This window comes from Terrabacter sp. FW104-15G4B, from assembly GCF_058790095.1.
Map to the genome: position 1 here is coordinate 305,121 of NZ_JBYTCI010000001.1, position 22,163 is coordinate 327,283.

General features: G+C 72.5%; 22 protein-coding genes. 17 read left to right on the top strand and 5 right to left on the bottom strand.

Translation table 11 applies throughout. The annotated features are described in order from the left end of the window. The first annotated feature begins 65 nt into the window (after positions 1-65). Complete coding sequence (locus AC3WRT_RS01420; protein WP_492718207.1) at positions 66-2,429, top strand: [protein-PII] uridylyltransferase; 2,364 nt, start codon at positions 66-68, stop codon at positions 2,427-2,429. Between the two features lie 4 nt (positions 2,430-2,433). Here the strand turns inward: AC3WRT_RS01420 and AC3WRT_RS01425 are convergent, their stop codons facing one another. Further along, positions 2,434-2,865: an NUDIX hydrolase gene (locus tag AC3WRT_RS01425; RefSeq protein ID WP_492718209.1), complete on the bottom strand. Its 432-nt coding sequence runs from the start codon at positions 2,863-2,865 to the stop codon at positions 2,434-2,436. A gap of 91 nt (positions 2,866-2,956) precedes the next feature. Between AC3WRT_RS01425 and ffh the strand changes: the two genes are divergently transcribed. From ffh to trmD, 7 genes are all read left to right on the top strand, one after another. Continuing rightward, positions 2,957-4,585 carry a signal recognition particle protein gene (gene ffh, locus AC3WRT_RS01430; RefSeq protein WP_492718211.1) on the top strand — a complete coding sequence of 543 codons (1,629 nt, stop codon included), beginning with the start codon at positions 2,957-2,959 and terminating at the stop codon, positions 4,583-4,585. A gap of 95 nt (positions 4,586-4,680) precedes the next feature. Continuing rightward, positions 4,681-5,769, top strand: coding sequence for an amidohydrolase family protein (locus AC3WRT_RS01435; RefSeq protein ID WP_492718213.1), 1,089 nt, complete (start codon positions 4,681-4,683; stop codon positions 5,767-5,769). Continuing rightward, positions 5,759-6,706: a GNAT family N-acetyltransferase gene (locus tag AC3WRT_RS01440; RefSeq protein ID WP_492718215.1), complete on the top strand. Its 948-nt coding sequence runs from the start codon at positions 5,759-5,761 to the stop codon at positions 6,704-6,706. Before AC3WRT_RS01435 ends, AC3WRT_RS01440 begins: the two co-directional genes overlap by 11 nt. Positions 6,707-6,921: 215 nt before the next feature. Then, positions 6,922-7,416 carry a 30S ribosomal protein S16 gene (gene rpsP, locus AC3WRT_RS01445; protein WP_492718217.1) on the top strand — a complete coding sequence of 165 codons (495 nt, stop codon included), beginning with the start codon at positions 6,922-6,924 and terminating at the stop codon, positions 7,414-7,416. 2 nt (positions 7,417-7,418) lie between these two features. Beyond that, the gene (locus AC3WRT_RS01450) at positions 7,419-7,661 is read left to right on the top strand and encodes an RNA-binding protein (protein WP_142222349.1); all 243 of its coding nucleotides are present in this window, start codon (positions 7,419-7,421) and stop codon (positions 7,659-7,661) included. A 138-nt stretch (positions 7,662-7,799) separates the two neighbouring features. Next, complete coding sequence (gene rimM / locus AC3WRT_RS01455; RefSeq protein ID WP_492718220.1) at positions 7,800-8,327, top strand: ribosome maturation factor RimM; 528 nt, start codon at positions 7,800-7,802, stop codon at positions 8,325-8,327. Beyond that, on the top strand, positions 8,324-9,568 hold the full coding sequence (trmD, locus tag AC3WRT_RS01460; RefSeq protein WP_492718222.1) for a tRNA (guanosine(37)-N1)-methyltransferase TrmD: 1,245 nt from the start codon (positions 8,324-8,326) through the stop codon (positions 9,566-9,568). The genes rimM and trmD overlap by 4 nt, the downstream gene beginning before the upstream one ends. Positions 9,569-9,588: 20 nt before the next feature. On the opposite strand, the gene AC3WRT_RS01465 is transcribed toward trmD, so the two are convergent. Beyond that, on the bottom strand, positions 9,589-10,347 hold the full coding sequence (locus AC3WRT_RS01465) for an ABC transporter permease (RefSeq protein WP_492718224.1): 759 nt from the start codon (positions 10,345-10,347) through the stop codon (positions 9,589-9,591). A gap of 219 nt (positions 10,348-10,566) precedes the next feature. On the opposite strand from AC3WRT_RS01465, the gene rplS reads away from it, so the two are divergent. The 9 genes from rplS (at position 10,567) to AC3WRT_RS01510 (ending at position 18,005) form a co-directional block, all read left to right on the top strand. Then, positions 10,567-10,941, top strand: a complete 375-nt coding sequence (gene rplS / locus AC3WRT_RS01470) for a 50S ribosomal protein L19 (RefSeq protein ID WP_492718226.1) — start codon at positions 10,567-10,569, stop codon at positions 10,939-10,941. 41 nt (positions 10,942-10,982) lie between these two features. After that, positions 10,983-11,744: a signal peptidase I gene (gene lepB / locus AC3WRT_RS01475; protein ID WP_492718229.1), complete on the top strand. Its 762-nt coding sequence runs from the start codon at positions 10,983-10,985 to the stop codon at positions 11,742-11,744. Further along, positions 11,744-12,631 carry a signal peptidase I gene (gene lepB, locus AC3WRT_RS01480; protein ID WP_492718231.1) on the top strand — a complete coding sequence of 296 codons (888 nt, stop codon included), beginning with the start codon at positions 11,744-11,746 and terminating at the stop codon, positions 12,629-12,631. The genes lepB (AC3WRT_RS01475) and lepB (AC3WRT_RS01480) overlap by 1 nt, the downstream gene beginning before the upstream one ends. A gap of 17 nt (positions 12,632-12,648) precedes the next feature. After that, positions 12,649-13,419: a ribonuclease HII gene (gene rnhB / locus AC3WRT_RS01485; RefSeq protein ID WP_492718233.1), complete on the top strand. Its 771-nt coding sequence runs from the start codon at positions 12,649-12,651 to the stop codon at positions 13,417-13,419. Continuing rightward, positions 13,416-13,736: a DUF2469 domain-containing protein gene (locus tag AC3WRT_RS01490; RefSeq protein ID WP_492718235.1), complete on the top strand. Its 321-nt coding sequence runs from the start codon at positions 13,416-13,418 to the stop codon at positions 13,734-13,736. The genes rnhB and AC3WRT_RS01490 overlap by 4 nt, the downstream gene beginning before the upstream one ends. A gap of 120 nt (positions 13,737-13,856) precedes the next feature. Then, positions 13,857-14,222 (top strand): YraN family protein, encoded by a 366-nt coding sequence (locus AC3WRT_RS01495; RefSeq protein WP_492718237.1) that lies wholly within the window; start codon positions 13,857-13,859, stop codon positions 14,220-14,222. Beyond that, positions 14,222-15,784, top strand: coding sequence for a YifB family Mg chelatase-like AAA ATPase (locus tag AC3WRT_RS01500; protein WP_492718240.1), 1,563 nt, complete (start codon positions 14,222-14,224; stop codon positions 15,782-15,784). The genes AC3WRT_RS01495 and AC3WRT_RS01500 overlap by 1 nt, the downstream gene beginning before the upstream one ends. Positions 15,785-15,865: 81 nt before the next feature. Then, positions 15,866-16,972 (top strand): DNA-processing protein DprA, encoded by a 1,107-nt coding sequence (dprA, locus tag AC3WRT_RS01505; RefSeq protein WP_492718244.1) that lies wholly within the window; start codon positions 15,866-15,868, stop codon positions 16,970-16,972. Between the two features lie 94 nt (positions 16,973-17,066). Continuing rightward, the gene (locus tag AC3WRT_RS01510) at positions 17,067-18,005 is read left to right on the top strand and encodes a tyrosine recombinase XerC (RefSeq protein WP_492718247.1); all 939 of its coding nucleotides are present in this window, start codon (positions 17,067-17,069) and stop codon (positions 18,003-18,005) included. A 34-nt stretch (positions 18,006-18,039) separates the two neighbouring features. Here the strand turns inward: AC3WRT_RS01510 and AC3WRT_RS01515 are convergent, their stop codons facing one another. The 3 genes from AC3WRT_RS01515 to AC3WRT_RS01525 all read right to left on the bottom strand — a co-directional run bounded on the left by AC3WRT_RS01515 (position 18,040) and on the right by AC3WRT_RS01525 (position 21,907). Next, a complete protein-coding gene (locus tag AC3WRT_RS01515; protein WP_492718251.1) occupies positions 18,040-18,582 on the bottom strand; it encodes a peptidoglycan DD-metalloendopeptidase family protein in 543 nt (180 codons plus the stop codon). 156 nt (positions 18,583-18,738) lie between these two features. Then, on the bottom strand, positions 18,739-19,911 hold the full coding sequence (locus tag AC3WRT_RS01520) for a pyridoxal phosphate-dependent aminotransferase (protein WP_492718253.1): 1,173 nt from the start codon (positions 19,909-19,911) through the stop codon (positions 18,739-18,741). 79 nt (positions 19,912-19,990) lie between these two features. Next, complete coding sequence (locus AC3WRT_RS01525; protein ID WP_492718255.1) at positions 19,991-21,907, bottom strand: DUF6541 family protein; 1,917 nt, start codon at positions 21,905-21,907, stop codon at positions 19,991-19,993. Between the last annotated feature and the right edge of the window lie 256 nt (positions 21,908-22,163).

Below are 22,163 nucleotides of genomic sequence, written 5' to 3' on the forward strand. Positions count from 1 at the left end.
GCGGCTCGCGCCGGACGAAGACACGAACCAGCACCACACGTACGCAAGGGGACGGCGAGACCGACATGACGGATGTGACCTCACGACGTCTGGACCTCGCCGGCACCCGGACCTTCGCGGCGCCCGGCGCGGGCCAGACCCGCCGCCGGGCGCTCGCGGAGTTCGGGTTCGGGTGGCTCCAGGAGCTGTGGCGCGCGGCCTGCGCCGGCCGCCGGCACGAGGGGGTCGCGTTGGCCGCCGTCGGCTCGCTCGCCCGCGGTGACGGCGGACCGCTCAGCGACTACGACCTCGTGCTCGTCCACCACCCAAGAGGCCTGTCGGGCAAGGAGGTCGGCGCCTTCGCCGACAAGCTCTGGTACCCCATCTGGGACGCCGGCGTCCGGCTCGACCACAGCGTGCGCACGGTGGCCGAGTGCCGGGCCGTCGCCTCGGACGACCTCTCCGCCGCGGTCGGCCTGCTCGACCTCGTCCACGTCGCCGGTGACGCCGACGTCGTCAACGCGGCCCGGTCGACCGTGGCGCACGACTGGCGCGCCAACGCGCGAACCCGCCTCGGCGAGATGCAGGAGTCGGTGCTCCAGCGCCACACGCGCCAGGGCGACCTCGCCCACCTCATCGAGCCCGACCTCAAGGAGGCGCACGGGGGCCTGCGCGACATGGCGGTCCTGCGGGCGCTCACGGCCGCGTGGCTGACCGACCGTCCCCACGGCGAGGTCGACGACGCATACGAACGCATCCTCGACGTGCGCGACGCCATCCACGTCGTGACCGGCCGGGGCCGTGACCGTCTGACGAGGGACGACCAGGACGCGTGCGCCGCGCTGCTCGGCCACACCGAAGCGGACGACCTGCTCACCGACCTCTCGACGTCGGCCCGCACCATCGCGTATGCCGTCGACGGCACCCTGCGTCGCGCCATGCAGTCCCAGCGCGCCCGGACGCTGCGCGTCGGTCCGCGCCGCCCGCAGCTGGCGCCACTCGGCTACGGCCTCTACCGGCACGACGGCGAGGCGGTGCTCGGACCGTCGGCTGACCTGGCGTCCGACCCGATCGTCCCGCTGCGCGCCGCCGTCGTGGCTGCCCGGGGCGGCATCCCCCTGTCGCCGACGACGCTGAAGAACCTCGCCGCCACGGCGCCCGTCCTGCCGGATCCGTGGCCCGAGGCGGCGCGGGACCTCTTCGCCGACCTGCTCGCGGCCGGGCCTGGACTCGTCACGGTGTGGGAGGGGCTCGACCTCGCCGGGGTCGTCGAGCGATGGATCCCCGAGTGGACGGCGGTGCGGAGCCGGCCGCAGCGCAACGCCGTCCACCGGCACACCGTCGACCGGCACCTCATCGAGACCGTCGTCGCGGCGAGCGGCATGGTGCGTGACGTCGCCCGGCCCGACCTGCTCATGCTCGCCGCGGTGCTCCACGACATCGGCAAGGTGACGGGCGCCCGGGACCACTCGGTGACCGGCGCCGAGCTCGCCGACACGGCGTTGCGGCGGATGGGCGTCCCGGACGCCGACCGCGGCACCGTGGTCCGGCTCGTGCGCGAGCACCTCACCCTCGTCGAGCTCGCGACGCGCCGGGACCCCGAGGACCCGGCGACGATCGCGGCCCTGTCGGCGGCCGTGGACGGCTCACCGACGACCCTCGACCTGCTGCGCGCCCTGACCGAGGCGGACGCGTCGGCCGCCGGCCCGAAGGCCTGGAGCGACTGGCGCGCCGGTCTCGTCCAGCGCCTCTACGATGCCTGCCGGACGGCCCTCACCGCACAAACCCCGGGAGAGGAAGTCCCCGTCGTGGAACCGATCGAGACCCTGCGGCTCGCCGACGGCGTGCTCGAGCGCGTCGCCTCCGGTGAGGCCTACGTGACCGTGTCGTCGCTCGGTGGGGCGCACCGGATCGACATCATCGACCGCGACCGTGCCGGCCTGTTCGCCGACACGTCCGGCCTGCTGGCCGCGCACGGCTTCGTCGTGCGCTCCGCCATCGTGCGCACCGTCGACGGCCTCGCCGTCAACGAGTGGTGGGTCGACTCGCCGGGCGGCGACACGCCGCTGCCCGAGGTCATCGCGCGCGACCTCGTGCGCGTCTCGAGCGGGGACCGGGCGCCGCTCGGCAAGCTCCAGCGGCGCCGACCGACGGGGGTGCGCAGCCCCGGCTCCGGGTCCGTCGACTCCGCTCGCGCCATGGTGGTCACCAGCGCCTCCGAGAGCGCCACGGTCATCGAGGTGCGGGCGACCGACCGGCCCGGCCTGCTCCAGGACATCGGCATCACGCTGGCGCGCGCGTCGCTGTCGGTGCGCTCGGCGCACATCGCGACGTATGCCGGCCAGACCCTCGACACGTTCTACGTGACGGAGTTCGGGGGCGGCCAGCTCGCGCCCGCCCGGGCCGCGCAGGCCGTGGCGATGATCATCGACACCTGCGACGCCGACTGAGCACTCAGTCGAGCAGGCCGGCGTCCTGCAGGTGGGCGAGGACGAGCCGGTCTACGGCGGACACCAGGTCGCCGTCACCGGCGGTCAGCCACCGGATCTCCTCGATCTCGCGGGACGGCGCCAGCTCGCCGGTGTGTGCCGCCGTGTAGCAGGTGAGGCGCACGACCAGCCCGTCCGTGCGGGCGTCGGCAAGCGCCTCGAAGGTGCCGAGGTGCACGGCCGTCGAGGTGTCGATGGCCACCAGGAGCTCCTCGTCGACCTCACGCACGAGCGTCTCGACGTCGCTCTCACCCGACTCCCGCTTGCCGCCGGGCAGGTAGAAGCGGTCACGACCCGCGTTGCGGGCCACGAGGAGGCGGCGCTCCTCGAGGTGGACCCACGCCACCTTGTCGATGAACGGTGGGGTCGTGGACGGCGGGGCACTCTGGTCACTCACCCGCGCGACCCTACGCGGCGGCATACGCCAGCGGTGGGGGCGGGGGAGGCGCCGAGTCGGAACTGCTGGGCGGAGCGGATAACCTTGCCGGGTGTTTGCATCCCTGTCTGACCGCCTGACCGCGACGTTCAAGAACCTGCGCGGCAAGGGCCGGCTCACGGAGTCCGACGTCAACTCGACGATCCGCGACATCCGACTCGCCCTGCTCGACGCCGACGTCGCCCTGCCCGTCGTCAAGCGCTTCACCGGCTCGGTGCGTGAGCGCGCCCTCGGGGCCGAGGTCAGCCAGGCGCTCAACCCTGCGCAGCAGGTCGTCAAGATCGTGCAGGAGGAGCTCGTCGCGATCCTCGGCGGGCAGACGCGCACCATCCGCTTCGCGAAGCAGCCGCCGACGGTGATCATGCTCGCCGGCCTCCAGGGATCGGGCAAGACGACCTTCGCCGGCAAGCTCGGCAAGTGGCTCAAGGACCAGGGCCACACGCCGCTGCTCGTCGCGGCCGACCTGCAGCGCCCCAACGCCGTCACGCAGCTCGAGGTCGTCGGCGAGCGCGCCGGAATCCCGGTCTTCGCCCCGGAGCGCGGCAACATGGGCGGCCACGACGCCGTCCTCGACTCGGGCGAGGGCACGCGTTCCTTCGGCGACCCGGTCACGGTCTCGCGCCTGGGCATCGAGCAGGCTCGCGCCAAGCAGTACGACGTCGTCATCGTCGACACCGCCGGCCGCCTCGCCGTCGACGCGAACCTCATGCAGCAGGCCTCCGACATCCGCACGGCCATCGCGCCCGACGAGGTCCTCTTCGTCCTCGACGCGATGATCGGCCAGGCGGCCGTCGAGACGGCCCAAGCCTTCCATGAGGGCGTCGCCTTCACCGGTGTGGTGCTCTCCAAGCTCGACGGTGACGCCCGAGGTGGCGCTGCGCTGTCGGTCGCCGAGCTCACCGGCGAGCCGATCATGTTCGCCTCCACCGGTGAGAAGGTCACCGACATCGAGGTCTTCCACCCCGACCGGATGGCCAGCCGCATCCTGGACATGGGTGACGTGCTCACCCTCATCGAGCAGGCCGAGAAGGCGTTCGACAAGCGCCAGGCCGACGAGATGGCGCGCAAGTTCCTCGCCGAGGAGGACTTCACCTTCGAGGACTTCCTCCAGCAGATGAACGCCATCAAGAAGATGGGCTCGCTCAAGTCGATGCTCAAGATGATGCCGGGCATGCAGGGGATGCGCGACCAGCTCGACGCCTTCGACGACCGCGAGTTCGACCGCGTGGAGGCGATGGTCCGCTCGATGACGCCGTTCGAGCGCACCCACCCCAAGCAGATCAACGGCTCGCGCCGCTCCAGGATCGCCAAGGGCTCCGGCGTCACCGTCACCGAGGTCAACCAGCTGCTCGAGCGCTTCGGCCAGGCCCAGAAGATGATGAAGTCCATGGCCCGCGGCGGCGGTGGCGGCCTGCCGGGCATGCCCGGCATCCCCGGCGCCGGCAAGCGCGGCAAGCAGGCGCCGCAGCGCAAGAAGAGCAAGAGCGGCAACCCTGCCAAGCGCGCCGCCGAGGAGCGGGCCGCGGCGGAGAAGGCCGCCGCCGGCCGGTCAGCGTCGGCTGCCAGCGCGTTCGGGGCTCCCGGTGTGGGCGGCGCCGACGCGAGTGACGATGCCGACCCGATGGCGGGGTTCGACCCGTCGAACCTACCCAAGGGCTTCGAGAAGTTCCTCGGCCGCTGAGCCGACCGCCGAGGTATGCCACCGTGCCCGACCGGGTCCGGCGGCATACGTGGCCGAGGTCTGCCGCCGGGACGGCTGAGGTTAGGGTCGGTCACATGAGTGCACCGGTGCTCCACGTCCGCGGTCGCGTGCTCGTCGGTCCCGAGGACGTCGTCGACGAGCTGTGGGTGATCGCAGGACGGGTGTCGTTCACGCCGCCGGCCGTTCGCACCGGCGTCCAGACGCTCGAGGGCTGGGCGCTGCCGGGGCTCGTCGACGCCCACTGCCACGTCGGCCTCGGCCCCCACGGCGCCGTGCCGCGCGAGGACGCAGAGCAGCAGGCGATCACCGATCGCGACCGCGGCACGCTGCTCATCCGCGACGCCGGCCAGCCCGGCGACACCGGCTGGGTGGACGACCGTGAGGACCTGCCGAAGATCATCCGCGCCGGCCGGCACATCGCGCGCACCCGTCGCTACATCCGAAACTACGCCCACGAGGTCGAGGAGGACGAGCTCGTCCGCCACGTCCGGCTCGAGGCGCACCGCGGCGACGGCTGGGTCAAGCTCGTCGGCGACTGGATCGACCGCGACGTCGGCGACCTCGCCCCGAGCTGGTCGCGCCGGGCCGTGGCCGATGCCATCGCCGCCGCGCACGAGGAGGGCGTGCGGGTCACCGCCCACTGCTTCGGCGAGGAGTCGCTGCGTGACCTCGCCGCGGCCGGGATCGACTGCATCGAGCACGCGACAGGCCTGCGCGAGGACTCCATCGACACCTTCGCCGCGCAGGGGATCGCCATCGTGCCGACCCTCGTCAACATCGCCCAGTTCCCCGACCTCGCCGAGCCGGCCAAGGCGAGGTTCCCCGACTACCACCGCCATATGCTGGACCTGCACGAGCGGCGCTACGCCACGGTCGGCGCGGCGCACGAGGCCGGCGTGCCGATCTACGTCGGCACCGACGCCGGCGGCAGCCTCCCGCACGGGCTCGTGGCCCAGGAGATGGTCGAGCTGACCAAGGCCGGGCTCAGCACCACCGAGGTGCTCTCCGCCGCCACGTGGGGCGCGCGCGAGTGGCTCGGCCGCCCCGGCATCGTCGAGGGCGAGGACGCCGACCTGGTCGTCTACGCGTCCGACCCGCGCACCGACGTCAGGGTCGTGGCGGACCCGCTCGGCGTCGTCCTGCGAGGTCGCATTGTCGCCTGACCGCCTGACCGAGCCCGTCGCCGACGAGCCGCCGCTCACCGCTGTGGGGGAGCGCGTCGAGGTGCGCCCACCCTCGGCCGCCGACATCGAGTCGTATGCCGCGGCGGTGACCCTCTCCGAGCGGCGCCTCGCCGACTTCGCGATGCCCAACCCGCACAACCTGCCCGTCGTCCTCGACAGCCAGTCGCCGACCTACCGCACGTTCATGGTCCACGCCCTCGACCCCGAGAGCTCGCACGGGCTCGTCGGGCGCATCAACGTCGCCAACGTCGTCGAGGGAGCGTTCCGCAGCGCTACCGTCGGCTACGACTCCTACGACCCGTATGCCGGCCGCGGCCTGTTCGCCGAGGGCCTCCGGCTCACCCTCGACCTCGTCTTCGCCGACCCTCCGCACGGGATGGGGCTGCACCGCGTCGAGGCCAACATCCAGCCGGCCAACCATCGCTCCGCCGGCCTCGTGCGGTCCCTGGGCTTCGTCCACGAGGGGTTCTCTCGTGACTTCCTGCACCTTCCCGGGGTCGACGGTCGCCGGGACTGGCGCGACCACGACCGCTTCACGATGCTCTCGACCGACTGGCCCGCGGTGCCGTACCGCCAGCACGGGCACCGACGCATCGCCTGCGTCGTCAACGGGTCCGTCGGCCACGCCAGCTACGGCTACGTCGGCACGAGCCTCGCGGCCGCCGTCGCAGCCGAGCTCGGGGTCCCCCTCTACTCCGCGACCGTCGTCGACAGCACGGCCGCCCTCTTCGAGCTGCTGCGCTCCTCGCCCGTCGGCGGGGTGGTCGAGTGCCGGCTCGGGGCCCCGGAGCTTCGGATGGGCCTCGCGCGCGCGGGCTTCGATCCCAGGGTGGCTCCGGTCCTCGAGGCTGCGTTCGACGTCGCCAGGCGGGACGTCGTGCGGCACGCCCTCGCCGTCCGGGCGGCCTACGCCTGACGACGCGGACGGCATACGCCCTCACGACGCGGACGGCCCACGCCACCGCCCCGCAGGTGCGTGTCCGGAGCACCCCTCGACGTCTGGCAGAATGGAGGGCTGTACCCGTCCGGCCCCCTCTCGGCTGGACCGGACGCCTACACACCGAGCGTCGGCACCCCGGCTGAACCCAGCCGGTCTCGCCGCGCTCACTACTGGTTGAGGAGACCGCCACCATGGCAGTCAAGATCCGTCTGAAGCGCATGGGCAAGATCCGTGCACCGTTCTACCGCGTCGTCGTCATGGACTCGCGCACCAAGCGCGACGGCCGTGCGATCGAGGAGATCGGCAAGTACCACCCCACCGAGCAGCCGTCGCTCATCGACATCGACATCGAGCGCGCGCACTACTGGCTGGGCCAGGGCGCGCAGCCGACCGAGGCCGTGGCCGCGCTCATCAAGATCGTCGACGAGGGCAAGCTCCAGACCAAGGAGCAGAAGACCTCCAAGCGTGACCTCTACGAGGCCGCGATCGCCGCCGCCGGTGGCAAGAACGACGCGGGCACCGACGGCTCGACCCCGCGCAAGAAGGCCGCCAAGAAGAGCGAGCCCAAGGCTGAGGCCAAGACCGAGACGGTCGACGCCGAGGCGGTCGAGGACGTCGTCGAGGAGAAGGTCACCGAGCAGGCCGAGGCCGAGCGCAACCTGACCTCCGAGAAGAGCGAGTCCTGAGCATGCTCGAGGAGGCGCTCGAGCACCTCGTCAAGGGGATCGTCGACCACGACGAGGAGGTCGTCGTGCGTCGCAAGGAGCTGCGCCGCGGTGAGCTGCTCGAGGTCCGGGTCCACCCCGACGACCTGGGCCGCGTCATCGGCCGCTCCGGCCGCACGGCGAGCGCGTTGCGCACCGTCGTCGGTGCCCTCGCCGGCAACAACAACGTCCGCGTCGACATCGTCGACACCGACCGCGTGCGCTGAGCGCCGACGACTCGCCCGAGTCGCGATCGAGTCCCGACAAGGGGCGTCCCGGACTACCGGGGCGCCCCTTTCGCGTCCGCCCACCAGTGCCGCGAGGAGCGGCCACCGACCGGTTCAGAACCTGAGAGGATTCGGCCCATGAACGTCGTCCTTGCACGCATCGGCAAGCCCCACGGTCTGCGGGGCGAGGTCACCGTGCAGCTGCACACCGACGACCCCGAGACCCGGTTCGCCGTCGGGACCGTGATCGCGACCGAGGCCGAGCCCGGGTCCGGTGTGCCCAGGGCGCTGACCATCGCGTCGACGCGGGTGCACAACGGCGTCTGGCTGCTCACCTTCGAGGAGATCCCCGACCGCACCGGCGCCGAGGGCCTGCGGGGCACCCGGCTCGTCCTTCCCGAGTCCAGTCCCCAGGTGGAGGACGAGGCGTACTACGAGGAGGACCTCGTCGGCCTCGAGGCACGGGACACCACAGGCGCGGTCGTCGGCACCGTCAGCGGTCTCGAGATCGGTCCCGCGCAGGACCGCCTCGTCCTCACGCTCACCGACGGCGTCACGGCATACGTGCCGTTCGTGCATCGCTTCGTGCCGACCGTCGCCGAGGACCACGTCGTCCTCGACCCGCCGGCGGGGCTCTTCGACCTCTACCGCGAGGGCGCCGAGTGACCCTGCCCGACTCGCGTCCAGCCCGACCCGCGCGTGCGGCGCACCCGGCCCTGCGCGTCGACGTCGTCTCGATCTTCCCGGACTACCTCGCCCCGCTCGACCTGTCGCTCATCGGCAAGGCGCGCGAGGACGGCCTGCTCGACGTCCGGGTGCACGACCTGCGCGACTTCACGCACGACCGCCACCGCACGGTCGACGACACGCCCTACGGCGGTGGGGCCGGCATGGTCATGAAGCCGCAGCCGTGGTCTGAGGCGCTCGCCCACGTGCTCGCCGAGGACAACCCGACGGGCGCGAAGCCGCGCCTCGTGGTCCCGGGGCCCGGCGGGCAGCCGTTCACACAGGCCCTCGCCCGCGAGCTGGCCCAGGAGTCGTGGCTCGCCTTCGCGTGCGGCCGCTACGAGGGCATCGACGAGCGGGTCTACGACCACGCCCGTGACGACCTCGGGCTCGAGGTGTCGGTCGTCAGCCTCGGCGACTACGTCCTCAACGGCGGCGAGGTCGCGGTGCTGGCGATCGTCGAGGCCGTCGGCCGGCTGGTGCCCGGCGTGATCGGCAACGCCGAGTCGCTCGTCGAGGAGTCGCACGAGGACGGCCTGCTCGAGTACCCCATCTACACCAAGCCGGCCACGTGGAACGGCCGGGAGGTGCCGCCGGTGCTGCTCTCGGGCAACCATGGTGCGATCGCGACGTGGCGCCACGAGCAGCGGCTGGCCCGCACCGCCGCCCGCCGACCCGACCTGCTGCACCCCTCGCAGGGCGATCTCGACGGCGCCGAGCTCGTCATCACGGTCGCGACGCCCGGCGACGTGCCCGAGCTCGCCGTGCTCATGCGGGCCAGCTGGGTGCAGGAGGCCGTCGCCAACGACACCCTCGACATCCCGGCGCTGCACGAGGGCCTCGACGACGTCCGGGCGAGCCTCGACACGACCCGGACGTGGGTCGCGCGCAGCTCCGGCCGGCTCGTCGGCGCGGTGCGGACCTCACGCGACCCCGTCGATGGGGACGAGTGGTTCATCGGCCGCCTCTGCGTCGTCCCCGACCTCCAGGGCCGGGGGCTCGGCCGGCGCCTCCTCGAGCACGCCGAGTCGACCGCGCCGGACGGCATACGCTCGTTCGTGCTCCACACGGGGGCGCGCAGCACCGACAACCTGCTGATGTACAAGAAGGCGGGCTACCGCCTCGCCGACGCGTCCTCGCCCATCCCGGGCGCGGTCACGCTCGTCAAGCGGCGCCGCTGACGCTCGCTGCCGCCGGCCGCTCAGGACACCAGCGCGGACCCGAGGTCGGCCGGCAGCAGCAGGCGACGGCGGATGAGCTCCGCCTGCACGCTGGCGGTGATCGACTGCGTCGCCATGATCGCGAAGAGCACGAGAACCTGGGCGGTCGCCGCCTGCACCGCGCTGCCGCCGCCGAGCATGACGCCGATGAAGGCACCCGGCAGGGTCACGACGCCCGAGGTGCGCACCTGGTCCAGGCTCGGGACGATTCCCTCGGGCACGCGCCGGGCGATGATCTCGTCGATCGCCTGGCTCGAGGTGAGGCCCAGCGACAGCGACGCCTCGTACTGCCCGTGCTCCTCGCGCAGGGCCGCGAAGGTGCGCCGCCCCACGAGCGTGTGCACCGTCATCGTGTTGCCGATGACGATGCCCGCGACGGGGATCACGGCGATTCCGGTGAGCGGCACCGACCCGGTGGCCAGCACGATCGCCACGACGGGCACGACGCCGCACGCCATCGCGGCGGCGGCCCACGGCCACGTATGCGGCGCACCGACGCGGCGCGAGGTCGTGGCCACCGCCATGCCGAACATGACCAGCACCGCGACGAACGAGAGCCAGAGCGAGCCGACGACCGCGGTGATGACCAGCGCCACGACGGAGAGCTGCACCACGGCCCGGGCTCCGGCCAGCACCGACTGGCCGCCCAGACCCAGGCCGCCCACGCGGTTGGCGACGACGGTGACGACCATGAGGATGACGAGGCACACGGAGACGGGCCAGCCGGGGGAGACGTCCACGGGCCCACGCTAGGGCACGGCCGGCCGCCCGCCGCGCCACCGATTTCTGGTATGCCCGGTGCTCTGGCAGACTTGCTCCTTGCGTCCCGCACATGACGGCCCCTGCCACAGGGGGAGTCGAGTCACCACCGAGATCCACCGGTGACCCGGCGCGGCCCGACGGACGCGCCCACACATTGGTGACGAGGTGGCCTGTGGCACCCAGGAAAGCGAAGCATCATGCACACGTTTGACGAGATCAACGCAGCGTCGCTGCGCTCGGACGTCCCCGACTTCCGCGCCGGCGACACCCTCAAGGTGCACGTCAAGGTCATCGAGGGCACGCGCTCGCGTGTCCAGGTGTTCCAGGGCGTCGTGATCCGTCGCCACGGTGGCGGCATCGGCGAGACCTTCACGGTCCGCAAGATCTCCTTCGGTGTCGGCGTCGAGCGCACCTTCCCGGTGCACACCCCGGTCATCGACAGGATCGAGGTCCTGACCCGCGGTGACGTCCGTCGCGCCAAGCTCTACTACCTGCGCGGTCTGCGCGGCAAGGCCGCCAAGATCCGCGAGAAGCGCGACAGCGTCCCGGCCAAGGCCAGCGCCAAGAGCTGACGTCGGACCGACGCAGACGTCGTCTGACCACACGAGGCGCGGTGGACCCCGAGCGGGCCGTCCCGGACACCACGTCCGGCACGTCCCCCGACGCGGGGCCCGCCGCGCCTTCGTCACGTCCCCGTGAGGACGGCGGCCACGCCCCCCGCGCGGCGTATGGCGCCGCCCGCCGTCATCGGTGGCTGCTCGCTCCCGCGGTGGTGCTCCTCGCTGTCGTGGTGGTGCGAGCGTTCCTCGTGACGCCGTTCGGCATCCCGAGCGGCTCGATGCAGGACACCCTCCTCATCGGTGACCGGATCCTCGTCAGCCGCACCACCGCCCCTGCCGACCTGCTCCGAGGCGACATCGTCGTGTTCGACGCGTCGCAGGCCTTCAACCTGAGGGTTCCCGAGCGCGGCGTGCTGCAGACACTCGTCGAGGCCGTCGAGAGCCTCGCCGGCAAGGGGCAGCCCACCGACTACGTCAAGCGCGTCATCGGCGTCCCCGGGGACCATGTGCGCTGCTGCGCGGCCGACGGACGCCTCGAGGTCAACGGCGTGGCAGCGACCGAGCAGTACCTCGCGCCGGGACAGAAGCCGAGTGCCACGACCTTCGACGTGACCGTCCCGCCGGACCGGTTCTGGGTCATGGGCGACAACCGCGGCTCGTCCGCCGACTCCCGCGCGCACCTCGGCGAGGCAGGTGGCGGCATGGTCCCCGGCGACGACATCATCGGCAAGGTTTGGGTGCGATACTGGCCGCTCGGTCGGCTCGGGCCGGTTGACCACGGACAAGTTGCCCCCGTCCCACGAAATGGTGAGTGATGTCGCAGTACACCGGACGCCCCGAAGACCCGACCCGCGGGCGCACTGCTGACGACGTCGACGACCCCTACGACGACGACCTCGACGACTACGACGACGACCGGCCCCGTGGCTTCGGTGCGACGGTGCTGGCCGGGATCAAGGAGCTCGTCATCGTCGTCGTCCTCGCGATGGCCCTCTCGTTCATCGTCAAGACGTGGCTCTTCCAGGCCTTCTACATCCCGTCCGGCTCGATGGAGAACACCCTCGTCAAGGACGACCGCGTCATCGTCAGCAAGCTGACGCCAGGGCCGTTCGACCTCAAGCGCGGCGACGTCGTCGTCTTCGAGGACCCGAGCGTGCCCAGTCCCTGGCTGGGCGAGCTGGGCAACCAGCACAGCACCGTCGGCGGTCCCCTCCACGACGCGCTCGTCTTCGTCGGCCTGCTGCCCGAGGACGCCGAGAACCACCTCATCAAGCGCGTCATCGGTCTGCCGGGGGACCACGTCCAGGCCGACGGCGACACCGGCAAGATCCAGGTCAACGGTGTCGAGATCACCGAGCCCTACGTCAAGCCCGGCGACTACCCGAGCGAGGGCAAGAAGTTCGACATCACCGTCCCGGCCGGCCGCATCTGGGTCATGGGCGACCACCGCAGCGACTCCTCCGACAGCCGCTGGCACGACGACGGCACCGGCGCGACGGGCTCGGTCCCGCTGGACAAGGTCGTCGGTCGAGCCCTGTTCGTGGTCTGGCCCATCGACCACGTGACCTGGCTCGGCGTGCCGGAGCGGACCTTCTCGGAGGTCCCGACCGCGACGACCCCCTCCACCAAGCCGACCACCAAGGCAACGGTCAACCCGGCGCCCAGCGGCAAGCCGGCCGCCACGACGAAGGCCGCGGGCTGATCGCCGCGAACAGGACGATGGCACGCCCCACCCCTTCCAAGAAGCCCTCGCTGCGGGCCGAGCGTGCCCTGCAGCGCTCCGGGCACCGCCTTCTCGCCGGCATGGACGAGGTCGGCCGCGGCGCGCTCGCCGGGCCGGTCAGCGTCGGCGTCGTCGTCATCGACGAGACGGTCCGCTCCGCCCCCGTCGGCGTCAAGGACTCGAAGCTGCTGACCGAACGGGCCCGTACGGTGCTGGTGCCGCGCATCCAGCGGTGGGCCGTCGCGCACGCCGTCGGCCACGCCGGCCCCGACGAGATCGACGAGATCGGCATCATGGGAGCGTTGCGCCTGGCCGGGCTGCGCGCCCTCGCCGGCCTCGGCGTGGTCCCCGACCTCGTCATCCTCGACGGCAACCACGACTGGCTGACCGCCCCGTCCGAGGTGGGCCTCTTCGCCTTCGCCGACGACTCCCGTCCCACGGCCCCTCCCGTCACGACGATGATCAAGGCCGACCTGAAGTGCTCCTCCGTCGCTGCCGCCAGTGTGCTGGCGAAGGTCGAGCGCGACGAGATGATGGTGGGCCTCTCGGGCGACCACCCGGCATACGGCTGGGCGCTCAACAAGGGCTACTCCGCCCCCGAGCACATGGACGCGTTGGCGCGCCTCGGCCCCTGCGAGCTGCACCGGCGCTCGTGGCGCCTGCCCGGCCTGTCGTCCGAGGGAGCGGTCGAGGTGTTGAATGAGGGGGCGGAGACCAACGCTTCGGCGCCCATCACGGCAGAGCAGACAGGAACGGCGATCAGGTGAGTTCGGAAGATCTCGAGAAGTACGAGACCGAGATGGAGCTCCAGCTCTACAAGGAGTACCGCGACGTCGTCGGCCTGTTCACCCATGTGGTCGAGACCGAGCGGCGCTTCTACCTCGCCAACTCGGTCGACGTGAAGGTGCGCAGCGACGGCGGCGAGGTCTTCTTCGACGTGACGATGGCGGACGCGTGGGTGTGGGACATCTACCGGCCGGCTCGCTTCGTCAAGAACGTCCGCGTCGTGACGTTCAAGGACGTCAACGTCGAGGAGCTGCCCAAGCCCGACATCAAGCTCCCGGAGAACGGCAACTTCTCCTGAGGTCGTGAGCCCTCGAGGTCCAGCGTCCCCCTTTCCACACCCCCTGGCCGATCACGTATGCCGTCCACAGCCCCGCGCTGACGCTGTCCAGCCCGAGTCCGTGCCGCGAGGCTGTCTCGCATGGACCTCTCCACCCGCGCCCTGGGCGACTACGGCGAACACCTCGCGTGCCGCTACCTGCTGACGCAGGGCCTGACCATCCTCGACCGCAACTGGCGGTGCGTCCGCGGCGAGATCGACGTCGTCGCCGTCGAGGGCACGGAGCTCGTCGTCTGCGAGGTCAAGACCCGCACGAGCGACGCCTTCGGCGCGCCGTTCGAAGCGGTGACGTGGACCAAGCAGCGCCGCTTGCGCAGGCTCGCCGGGCTCTGGAAGGACGACCACGACGAGCTGGCCCGCGGCCTGGCCCTGCGCATCGACGTCATCTCCATCCTGCGGCCCCACACGGGGCCGGCCAGCCTCGAGCACCTGCGCGGGGTGTGCTGATGGGACAGGGGCTCGGGCGCACGCGGTCGGTGGGACTTCGCGGGGTCGCCGGCTTCGTCGTCGACGTGGAGGCGCACGTGGCGCCCGGTCTGCCGGGCTTCGCGATCAGCGGGCTGGGTGACTCGGCGGTCAAGCAGTCGTCCGACCGCATCAAGGCGGCTGCCGGCCTCATTGAGGAGATGGCGGTGAGCCAGCGACGGGTAACGGTCAACCTGTCCCCGGCGGGGGAGCGCAAGATCGGCACGGGCTTCGACCTCGCGATCTTCGTCGCGGTGGCCGCGGCGATGCGCCTCGTGCCGACCGGCGTCGTGCGCGACGTCGTGCACATCGGCGAGGTGGGTCTCGACGGCACCGTCCGTGCGGTTCCCGGGGTGCTGCCCCTCGTGCGCGCGGCTGCCATGGTCGGCGTGCGTCACGTCGTCGTCCCTGTCGCCAACGCCGGCGAGGCCCGACTCGTGTCGGACGTCCGGGTGCACCCTGTGGCCGACGTCCCCGAGCTCGTGCGTCGCTACAGCGCACTGGCCAAGGGGCGGGCCGTGGACGACGTGCCGGTCCCGCTCGTCGTGCCACCCACACCCGTGGCGGGACGCGACCTCAGCGAGGTCGTCGGCCAGGCCGATGCGAAGCTCGCGCTCGAGATCGCGGCGGCCGGTGGGCACCACCTGCTCCTCGCCGGTCCGCCGGGGGCGGGCAAGACGATGCTCGCCGAGCGGCTCCCCGGGCTGCTGCCGGCGCTCGACGAGGCGGAGTCGATGGAGGTGACGGCGATCCACTCGGTCCTCGGCGCGCTGGGCGCCGGCGAGGACGTGCGCCTCATCTCACGGCCCCCGTTCGTCGCGCCGCACCACGGCGCCTCGCAGGCCGCGGTGATCGGCGGCGGGTCGGGTCGGATCCGGCCCGGCGCGATCACGCAGGCCCATCGCGGCGTCCTCTTCCTCGACGAGACGCCGGAGTTCGACAAGGGGGTGCTTCAGTCGCTGCGCACCCCGCTCGAGTCGGGGGCGGTCTCCATCGCCCGCGCCAACGACACCGTCACCTTCCCCGCGCGCTTCCAGCTCGTCCTGGCCGCCAACCCCTGTCCGTGCGGCAACGGCTGGGGCAAGGGCCTCGACTGCACGTGCACGCCGCTGATGCGCCGCGCCTACTTCGGCAAGCTGAGCGGTCCTCTGCTCGACCGGGTCGACCTCCAGGTCCACGTGCAGCCCCCGGGCCTCTCGATGGCAGGGGCACCCACCGGCGAGTCGACGGCGGAGGTGGCTGCGCGGGTGGCGGGGGCGCGAGCGGCGCAGGGGGAGCGCTGGCGTGAGGTGCTCGAGCGACGGCGCGGCGTCAATGCCGACGTGCCGGGCTCGGTCCTGCGCGGCCGTCCCTGGCGTCTGCCGGCGCCGGTCACCACGACCCTCGACCGCGCTCTCGAGAGCGGGACGCTGAGCCTGCGCGGCTACGACCGGACCCTGCGCTGCGCCTGGACGATCGCCGACGTCATGGGCCTTCCACGGCCCGGCCGCGAAGAGGTCGACCTCGCCCTGTCGCTGCGCCACCGGGCGGGAGTCGCGGCGTGACCCGTCGACCACGGCGACCAGGGAATCCTCGACGGCCCACCGGCCATGACGAGTCCAACGACGAGACCCAGGAGGTGGACGGTGGATGCTGACCGGTTCGCTCGAGCAGCCCTCTCCAGGCTTGCCGAGCCGTGCGACAAGGAGGTGCCCGGCCTCGTCGAGGAGCTCGGGGCGGTCGAGACGGTGGAGCGCATCCGCCGCGGCCAGGGGACCCTCGCTCGTTTCGCGGCGAGACTCGCGGCGCTCGACACGGAGCGCGACCTCGACATCGCTGCCAAGGTCGGCGCCCGGGTCGTCGTGCCCGGCGACGGCGAGTGGCCGGAGCGGCTGGGGGAGATCCCTGTGCCGCCCTACTGCCTGTGGGTGCGGGGGCCTCTCGACCTCGCCGAGACGGTCGAGCGCTCGGTCGCGATCGTCGGGTCGCGCAGCGCCACCGGCTACGGCGAGCAGGTCGCCGCCGACATCGCGGCCGGTGTCGCGCAACGGGGCTGGGCGGTCGTGTCCGGTGCCGCCTTCGGGATCGACGGCAGCGCCCACCGAGGGGCGCTCGCCGTCGAGGGCGCCACCGTGGCGGTGCTGGCCGGTGGGGTGGAGCGTCCCTATCCCTCGGCGCACGCCGCCCTGATCGCGCGCATCGCCCGCGACGGTCTCGTCGTGTCGGAGGTGGCGCCCGGGTCGGCACCGATGAGGTCGCGGTTCCTGGCGCGCAACCGGCTCATCGCCGGGATGACCCGCGGCACGGTCGTCGTCGAGGCGGACCTGCGGTCCGGGTCGCGCAACACCGTCAAGCACGCGATCGACGCGGGTCGCCACGTCGGGGCCGTCCCCGGTCCGGTCACCTCCATGACCTCCTCCGGCTGCCACCAGGAGATCCGCGACTGTCGGGCGCTGCTCGTGACCAGCGCGGAGGAGGTGATCGACCTCGTGGGCGACCTCGGCGACGACGCGTGCGAGCCGGCTCGCGGCCCGGTGCGTGCCGACGACGACCTCCCGCCGCTCGACGCGTCGGTGCTGGAGTCGGTGCCGTTCCGCTCCGGGGTCACGCTGGACGCGATCGTCCGCTCGGTCGCGCACCCGCCCCTCGCGGTCCGGGCGGCCCTCGGCCGGCTCGAGCGGATGGGCCTCGTGGTGGAGTCGGCCGGCACGTGGCGCAAGCGCCCCCAGTCACGCCGTGCCGCGGCGGGGTGACTCTCCCGGACTCGAGAGCCGTCACGCCGGCCAGCCGCTTGCCATGCCGGCGCCGCTTTGCGATGGTGCGGGAGTGACGGATGTGGCGGGGGCTGTGCAGCAAGGCCAACAGGAGCACTCGGACGTGCTCGAGCGGCATGCGGAGCTGCTGCACGCGTACTCCCGTCACCTCGGCGCCGAGCGCGGCCGGTCGGTCCACACGCGGCGCGCGTACCTCGGGGACGTCCGCCACCTGCTCGCCTTCGCCGACGGGCGCGGCATCGACGACATCGCGGACCTGCGCATCGGTGACCTGCGCGCGTGGCTCGGTGTCCAAGCCGATGCAGGCGCTGCGCGGGCGACCATCGCCCGCCGAGCCGCCTCTGCCCGCACCTTCCTGCGCTGGGCCGAGCACACCGGCCGCATCCCCATCGACCCGTCGCTGCGACTCGTGGCGCCGAAACGGCACGCCACGCTCCCGGGCGTCCTGCGCCAGGGAGAGGCCAGCGAGATGCTCGACCTCGCCGCCACCCGCGCCGACGACGCGGATCCGATCCACGTCCGCGACAGGGCGGTGCTCGAGCTGCTCTACGCCAGTGGCATCCGTGTCGGTGAGCTCGCAGCCCTCGACATCGACGACGTCGACCTGGCGCAGGGCGTGGTGCGCGTCATGGGCAAGGGCGCCAAGGAGCGGCTGGTGCCTTTCGGAGCCCCGGCCGCTCGCGCCATCGAGGCCTGGCTGTCGGTTCGCCCCCGTCTCGTCACAGAGCACTCCGGCCCGGCCCTCTTCCTGGGGCGTCGCGGACGCCGGGTCGACGCCCGGCAGGTGCGCTCCGCCGTGCACGAGCTGCTCTCGCACCTGCCCGACGCGCCGGACCTCGGCCCGCACGGCCTGCGGCACAGTGCCGCCACGCACCTGCTCGAGGGGGGCGCTGACCTGCGCATGGTCCAGGAGATCCTCGGCCATGCCAGTCTCGCGACGACCCAGATCTACACACACGTGTCGGTCGACCGGCTGCGGCGAAGCTACGAGCAAGCACACCCCCGGGCGTGATGCCTCGTCGGGGTGCAGCCACGCCGGAGGAGCGCTACCGCAGGGGGAGCAGGACGACCCGCGCGCGGCCGACGAAGGACAGCGGGTCGAGGTAGTTCCGCCCCCGCAGCACGCCCCAGTGCAGGCACGTCCTCGGTGCGCAGTGTCCGGGCGTCGGCGTCACCTGGCCGACGGCTTCGCCACGGGTAACCGCGGTGCCCACCGGCGGTGCGGCCCCGACCGGCTCGAAGGTGCTTCTCAGGCCGTCCTCGTGCGACACGACCACCACGGGCTTGCCGGCGACGACGCCGGCCCACGCGATGCGCCCGTCCGCCGGCGCGAGGACGGGCTGGCCGGCGGAGGCTTCGAGGTCAACGCCTCGGTGCCCCGGCAGCCACGGCTGGTCGGGTGGGTCGAAGCGGCGCACGACCTCGGGTATCGGGTCGAGCGGCCACGCCCAGCGCCCTGGAGTGGAGGGGTGCGCCACCGTCTGGCCAGCCGCCGACGTGACGCCGGTGAACAGGGCGGGGACGACTCCGGCCCCGGGCACCGACGCGGTGGCCAGGACGGCGCCCAGGAGTGCTGCACCGATCGACATGACGCCATGCTCGTGCTCTGCGCGTTCCCGGGGCGCGCCTGCGGCCCTGCCTGTGGACGAGCAACGCCGTGCGCCGGAGGGTGTGGACGCGCCGACGAACACGCACGCAATGGCGCAGTCGGCCGCCTCAGCCCGGGCTCTACCTGCTCTACCCGCTCAACCTGCTGGACTGGCGCCGACGGCGGCAAGCCGGCGGGCCGCCTCGAGCAGGACCTCGTCCTTCTTGCAGAACGCGAACCGGACCAGCGTGCGGGCCGCCTCCTGGTCGTCGTGGAAGACGGAGACCGGCACCCCGACCACGCCGGCCACCTCGGGCAGCCGGCGCGCGAACTCCAGCCCGTCGACGGCGCCGAGCGGAGCGGCGTCCGCGATGACGAAGTAGGTGCCCGCAGGCCGGGCGACTCGGAGGCCGGACGCCTCGAGCGCCGAGCAGAGCAGGTCCCGCTTGGCCTGCAGCGAGCCGCGCAGACCGGCATACACCTCGTCGCCGAGCCCGAGCGCCAGCGCGACGGCCGGCTGGAAGGGGCCCGACGCGACGAAGGTGAGGAACTGCTTCACGGTACGCGCCGCCGCGACCGCCTCCGCCGGCCCCGCGAGCCAGCCCACCTTCCAGCCCGTGGCAGAGAACGTCTTGCCGGCCGAGCTGATCGTGATGGTGCGGTCCGCCATCCCCGGCAGCGTCGCCATCGGCACGTGCTCGGCGTCGTCGAAGACGAGGTGCTCGTAGACCTCGTCGGTGACCACCCACGCGTCGTGCTCGCGGGCCAGGGCCGCGACGAGCTCGAGCTCGCCGCGCGTGAAGACCTTGCCCGTGGGGTTGTGCGGGGTGTTGAGGAGCACGAGGCGGGTGCGCGAGCTGAAGGCCGCCCGGAGTGAGGCCTCGTCGACCGCGAAGTCGGGGAAGCGCAGCACGGACGTGCGGCGGGTGGCGCCCGCGAGGGCGATCGTGGCGGCATACGAGTCGTAGTACGGCTCGAAGGTGACGACCTCGTCGCCCGGCTCGCAGAGGGCGAGGACGACCGACGCGATGGCCTCGGTCGCGCCGGCGGTGACGAGGACCTGCGAGGCCGGGTCGAGCGCCAAGCCGTAGAAGCGCTCCTGGTGGGCGGCCACCGCCTCGAGCAGCTCCGGGACGCCGGGGCCAGGCGGGTACTGGTTGCGCCCGGCGTCGATCGCGGCCTTCGCGGCCTCGAGCATCAGGCGGGGACCGTCGGTATCGGGGAAGCCCTGTCCGAGGTTGATGCTCCCCGTCCGCGTGGCCAGCGCAGACATCTCCGCGAAGATCGTGGTGCCGAAGGGGCGCAGGCGGGAGATCAACGGCGAGCTCATGGCCCGAGCGTAGCCACGGGCCGGGGCAGGGACGTGCCGGAGCCCTTCCTCCGCCGAGGACGTATGCCGTGCGGCCGGCTCAGGAGGGTCCCGCGGCTCCCAGCCCGCAGCCGGTCACACGGTAGAGGGTGTAGTCGCCGTCGGTGCGCACGGGCTGGACGCCGCCGACGTGTGCGAGGTCCTGGAGGCCGGACGAGCGTTCCGGCCGGTCGAGCCAGTAGACGTGGTTCGAGTCGATGGCCCACCGGATGTCATGGCGGGCGAGGGCCGCACAGACGTCCGGGCGGTGTGCCATGTCGTTGAAGCCGGTGCCGATGACGACCTCGTCGTCCGTGGTCGGGATCGGGATGGAGCGGTAGAGGGTGTTGGTGCCGAAGAGGGGCCACATCAGGGGCGAGCCGTTCTCGGGGCGACCGACGACGCCCTGTCCGGCGGGGACCAGGGCGGCCAGCCGTCGTAGGGAGTCCTGCGACTCGAGTGAGGCGATGACGCGATCCGGGGCGCTGGGCCGGAAGAAGCTCGTGAGCATCTGGTGGCGTGCGCCGCCGCTCACTCCCAGCGTCAGGACCGGGATCACGAGCACCGCGAGGACTCCGACGACGGCGGGGTGTGACCCGAGGCCGGGCACCTTGCGCAGCAGCTCCCGCGCGGCGGGCGCGGCGGCGGCTACGAGGACGACGCCGGGTACGGCCGCAAGGGAGGCCAGCCGCACCTTGTCGTTGTACCAGTAGCCGGTCACGAGCGAGGTCCACGACATCGTCGAGGACGCGGCCAGGACGAAGAGGACGACGCACGCGGCCCACATCGCGACGACGGGCAGCGCGGCCCGAGCGCGCAGGCAGATCCACCCGATGCCGACGGCGATGAGCAACAGCAGTCCCCACAGGACGTCGGGCAGCTGGAGCCTGCCGCCGACGACCTCGACCAGTGCCGTCCACACCGGCACGCGGTCCTTCCACTCGTAGGACTGGGTCGAGGCCAGCTGGGCCGACACGACCGGCGCGGCCACCAGCCCGACGGCCGCGACGACGGCGACCAGAGCCAGGTCCCGGGCCACCACCGACCACGAGACGTGGTTGAGCTGGCCCGCCCGCAGCCGGGCGGTGACGAACCAGACGAGCGCGAAGAGCACGAGCGCGACGAGGGCGTTGGGTTGGATGAGCGCGAGCCCCGGCATCGCGGCGACGAAACCCAGCCACTGGCCGACGCGGCGGGAGCGGGCGGCCTGGAGCATCAGGGCCAGGGCGCCCGGAGTGAGCGCCGTCGCCATGAGGTTGGGCCAGAGCACCCCCCACCCGAGGAGCATGCTCGGGAAGGCGATGAACGCCGCGGAGGCGAACCCTGCGGCATACGCGACGAGGCGGGACGTGCCGAGCGCATGGCGCACCAGCGCGACGCACCCGATGGGCCACACGAGGGCGGCGAGCACGATGGTTGCGACGTTGGTGCCCGGTAGCACGCCGGCCACGCCGGGCAGCAGGCTCGTCGCAACCCACGAGTGGAAGCCGTTGGGGTAGAAGGACGGGTTCGCGATCGAGAAGTTGCCGGTCTCGAGGAAGGTCTTGATCCGGCTGAGGTGGTAGACGGCGTCGGGGGAGTCGACCAGCTCGTCGGGGCGGCCGATCGCGGGAAGGATCGTCCCGAGGGCCAGGACGGCGCCGATGGCGATGGCCACGACGGCGTCCGGCCGGGGACGACCGAAGAGGCGGCGAGCCCCGCCCAGGTGGGGGTCGTGCCGGCCGAACACCCGCATCCCGGCCCACGTCGCGCCCGCGGCCACGGCCGTGACGACGGCCAGCGGAAGCAGTCCCCACCTCACGCCGGCCCGCTGCGCGAGCGTGGCGAAGACGGCGATGAGGCCGGTCGAGACGGCCGGGGAGACGGCCAGCGCCTCGAGCCCTCGCGCACCCAGGGCGCGCACCACCAGCCACCCGGGAAGGAAGAGCACGACGGTGAGGACGACGAAGGCCGGGATGGTCTCCAACCAGTGCGCCATGCGGGCCATTGTGACGGGTCGCCGCGATTTCCCCGCAACCCGGGTCAGGACGTACGATGGTCGGCGGTCCCGTGTGCTCGTCACGCGGACCGTAATTCGCGCGTCTTCTGCCGGTCCGCCGGACCGGGTCGCACCACGGCAGTCCCCACTCCTTGCAGGGCGGGGCGGGGTGCGTCAGGCGCCAGGAGTGAGGTCGTACGCCGACCGTCGGGTCACTGTTCCACGTACCCGGCGAGCGACGACGCCCACGCACAAC

What these genes read in the sequence shown, in the direction of transcription:
- AC3WRT_RS01515 (WP_492718251.1), bottom strand. Translation starts at nt 18,582, where the DNA reads ATGTCGATCGGTGCAGCACTCCTGGGCGCCGTCCTGGCCACCGCGTCG.
- AC3WRT_RS01500 (WP_492718240.1), top strand. Translation starts at nt 14,222, where the DNA reads ATGGGACAGGGGCTCGGGCGCACGCGGTCGGTGGGACTTCGCGGGGTC.
- AC3WRT_RS01495 (WP_492718237.1), top strand. Translation starts at nt 13,857, where the DNA reads ATGGACCTCTCCACCCGCGCCCTGGGCGACTACGGCGAACACCTCGCG.
- rpsP (WP_492718217.1), top strand. Translation starts at nt 6,922, where the DNA reads ATGGCAGTCAAGATCCGTCTGAAGCGCATGGGCAAGATCCGTGCACCG.
- AC3WRT_RS01450 (WP_142222349.1), top strand. Translation starts at nt 7,419, where the DNA reads ATGCTCGAGGAGGCGCTCGAGCACCTCGTCAAGGGGATCGTCGACCAC.
- AC3WRT_RS01435 (WP_492718213.1), top strand. Translation starts at nt 4,681, where the DNA reads ATGAGTGCACCGGTGCTCCACGTCCGCGGTCGCGTGCTCGTCGGTCCC.
- rnhB (WP_492718233.1), top strand. Translation starts at nt 12,649, where the DNA reads ATGGCACGCCCCACCCCTTCCAAGAAGCCCTCGCTGCGGGCCGAGCGT.
- lepB (WP_492718231.1), top strand. Translation starts at nt 11,744, where the DNA reads ATGTCGCAGTACACCGGACGCCCCGAAGACCCGACCCGCGGGCGCACT.
- rimM (WP_492718220.1), top strand. Translation starts at nt 7,800, where the DNA reads ATGAACGTCGTCCTTGCACGCATCGGCAAGCCCCACGGTCTGCGGGGC.
- AC3WRT_RS01520 (WP_492718253.1), bottom strand. Translation starts at nt 19,911, where the DNA reads ATGAGCTCGCCGTTGATCTCCCGCCTGCGCCCCTTCGGCACCACGATC.
- AC3WRT_RS01420 (WP_492718207.1), top strand. Translation starts at nt 66, where the DNA reads ATGACGGATGTGACCTCACGACGTCTGGACCTCGCCGGCACCCGGACC.
- AC3WRT_RS01525 (WP_492718255.1), bottom strand. Translation starts at nt 21,907, where the DNA reads ATGGCGCACTGGTTGGAGACCATCCCGGCCTTCGTCGTCCTCACCGTC.
- rplS (WP_492718226.1), top strand. Translation starts at nt 10,567, where the DNA reads ATGCACACGTTTGACGAGATCAACGCAGCGTCGCTGCGCTCGGACGTC.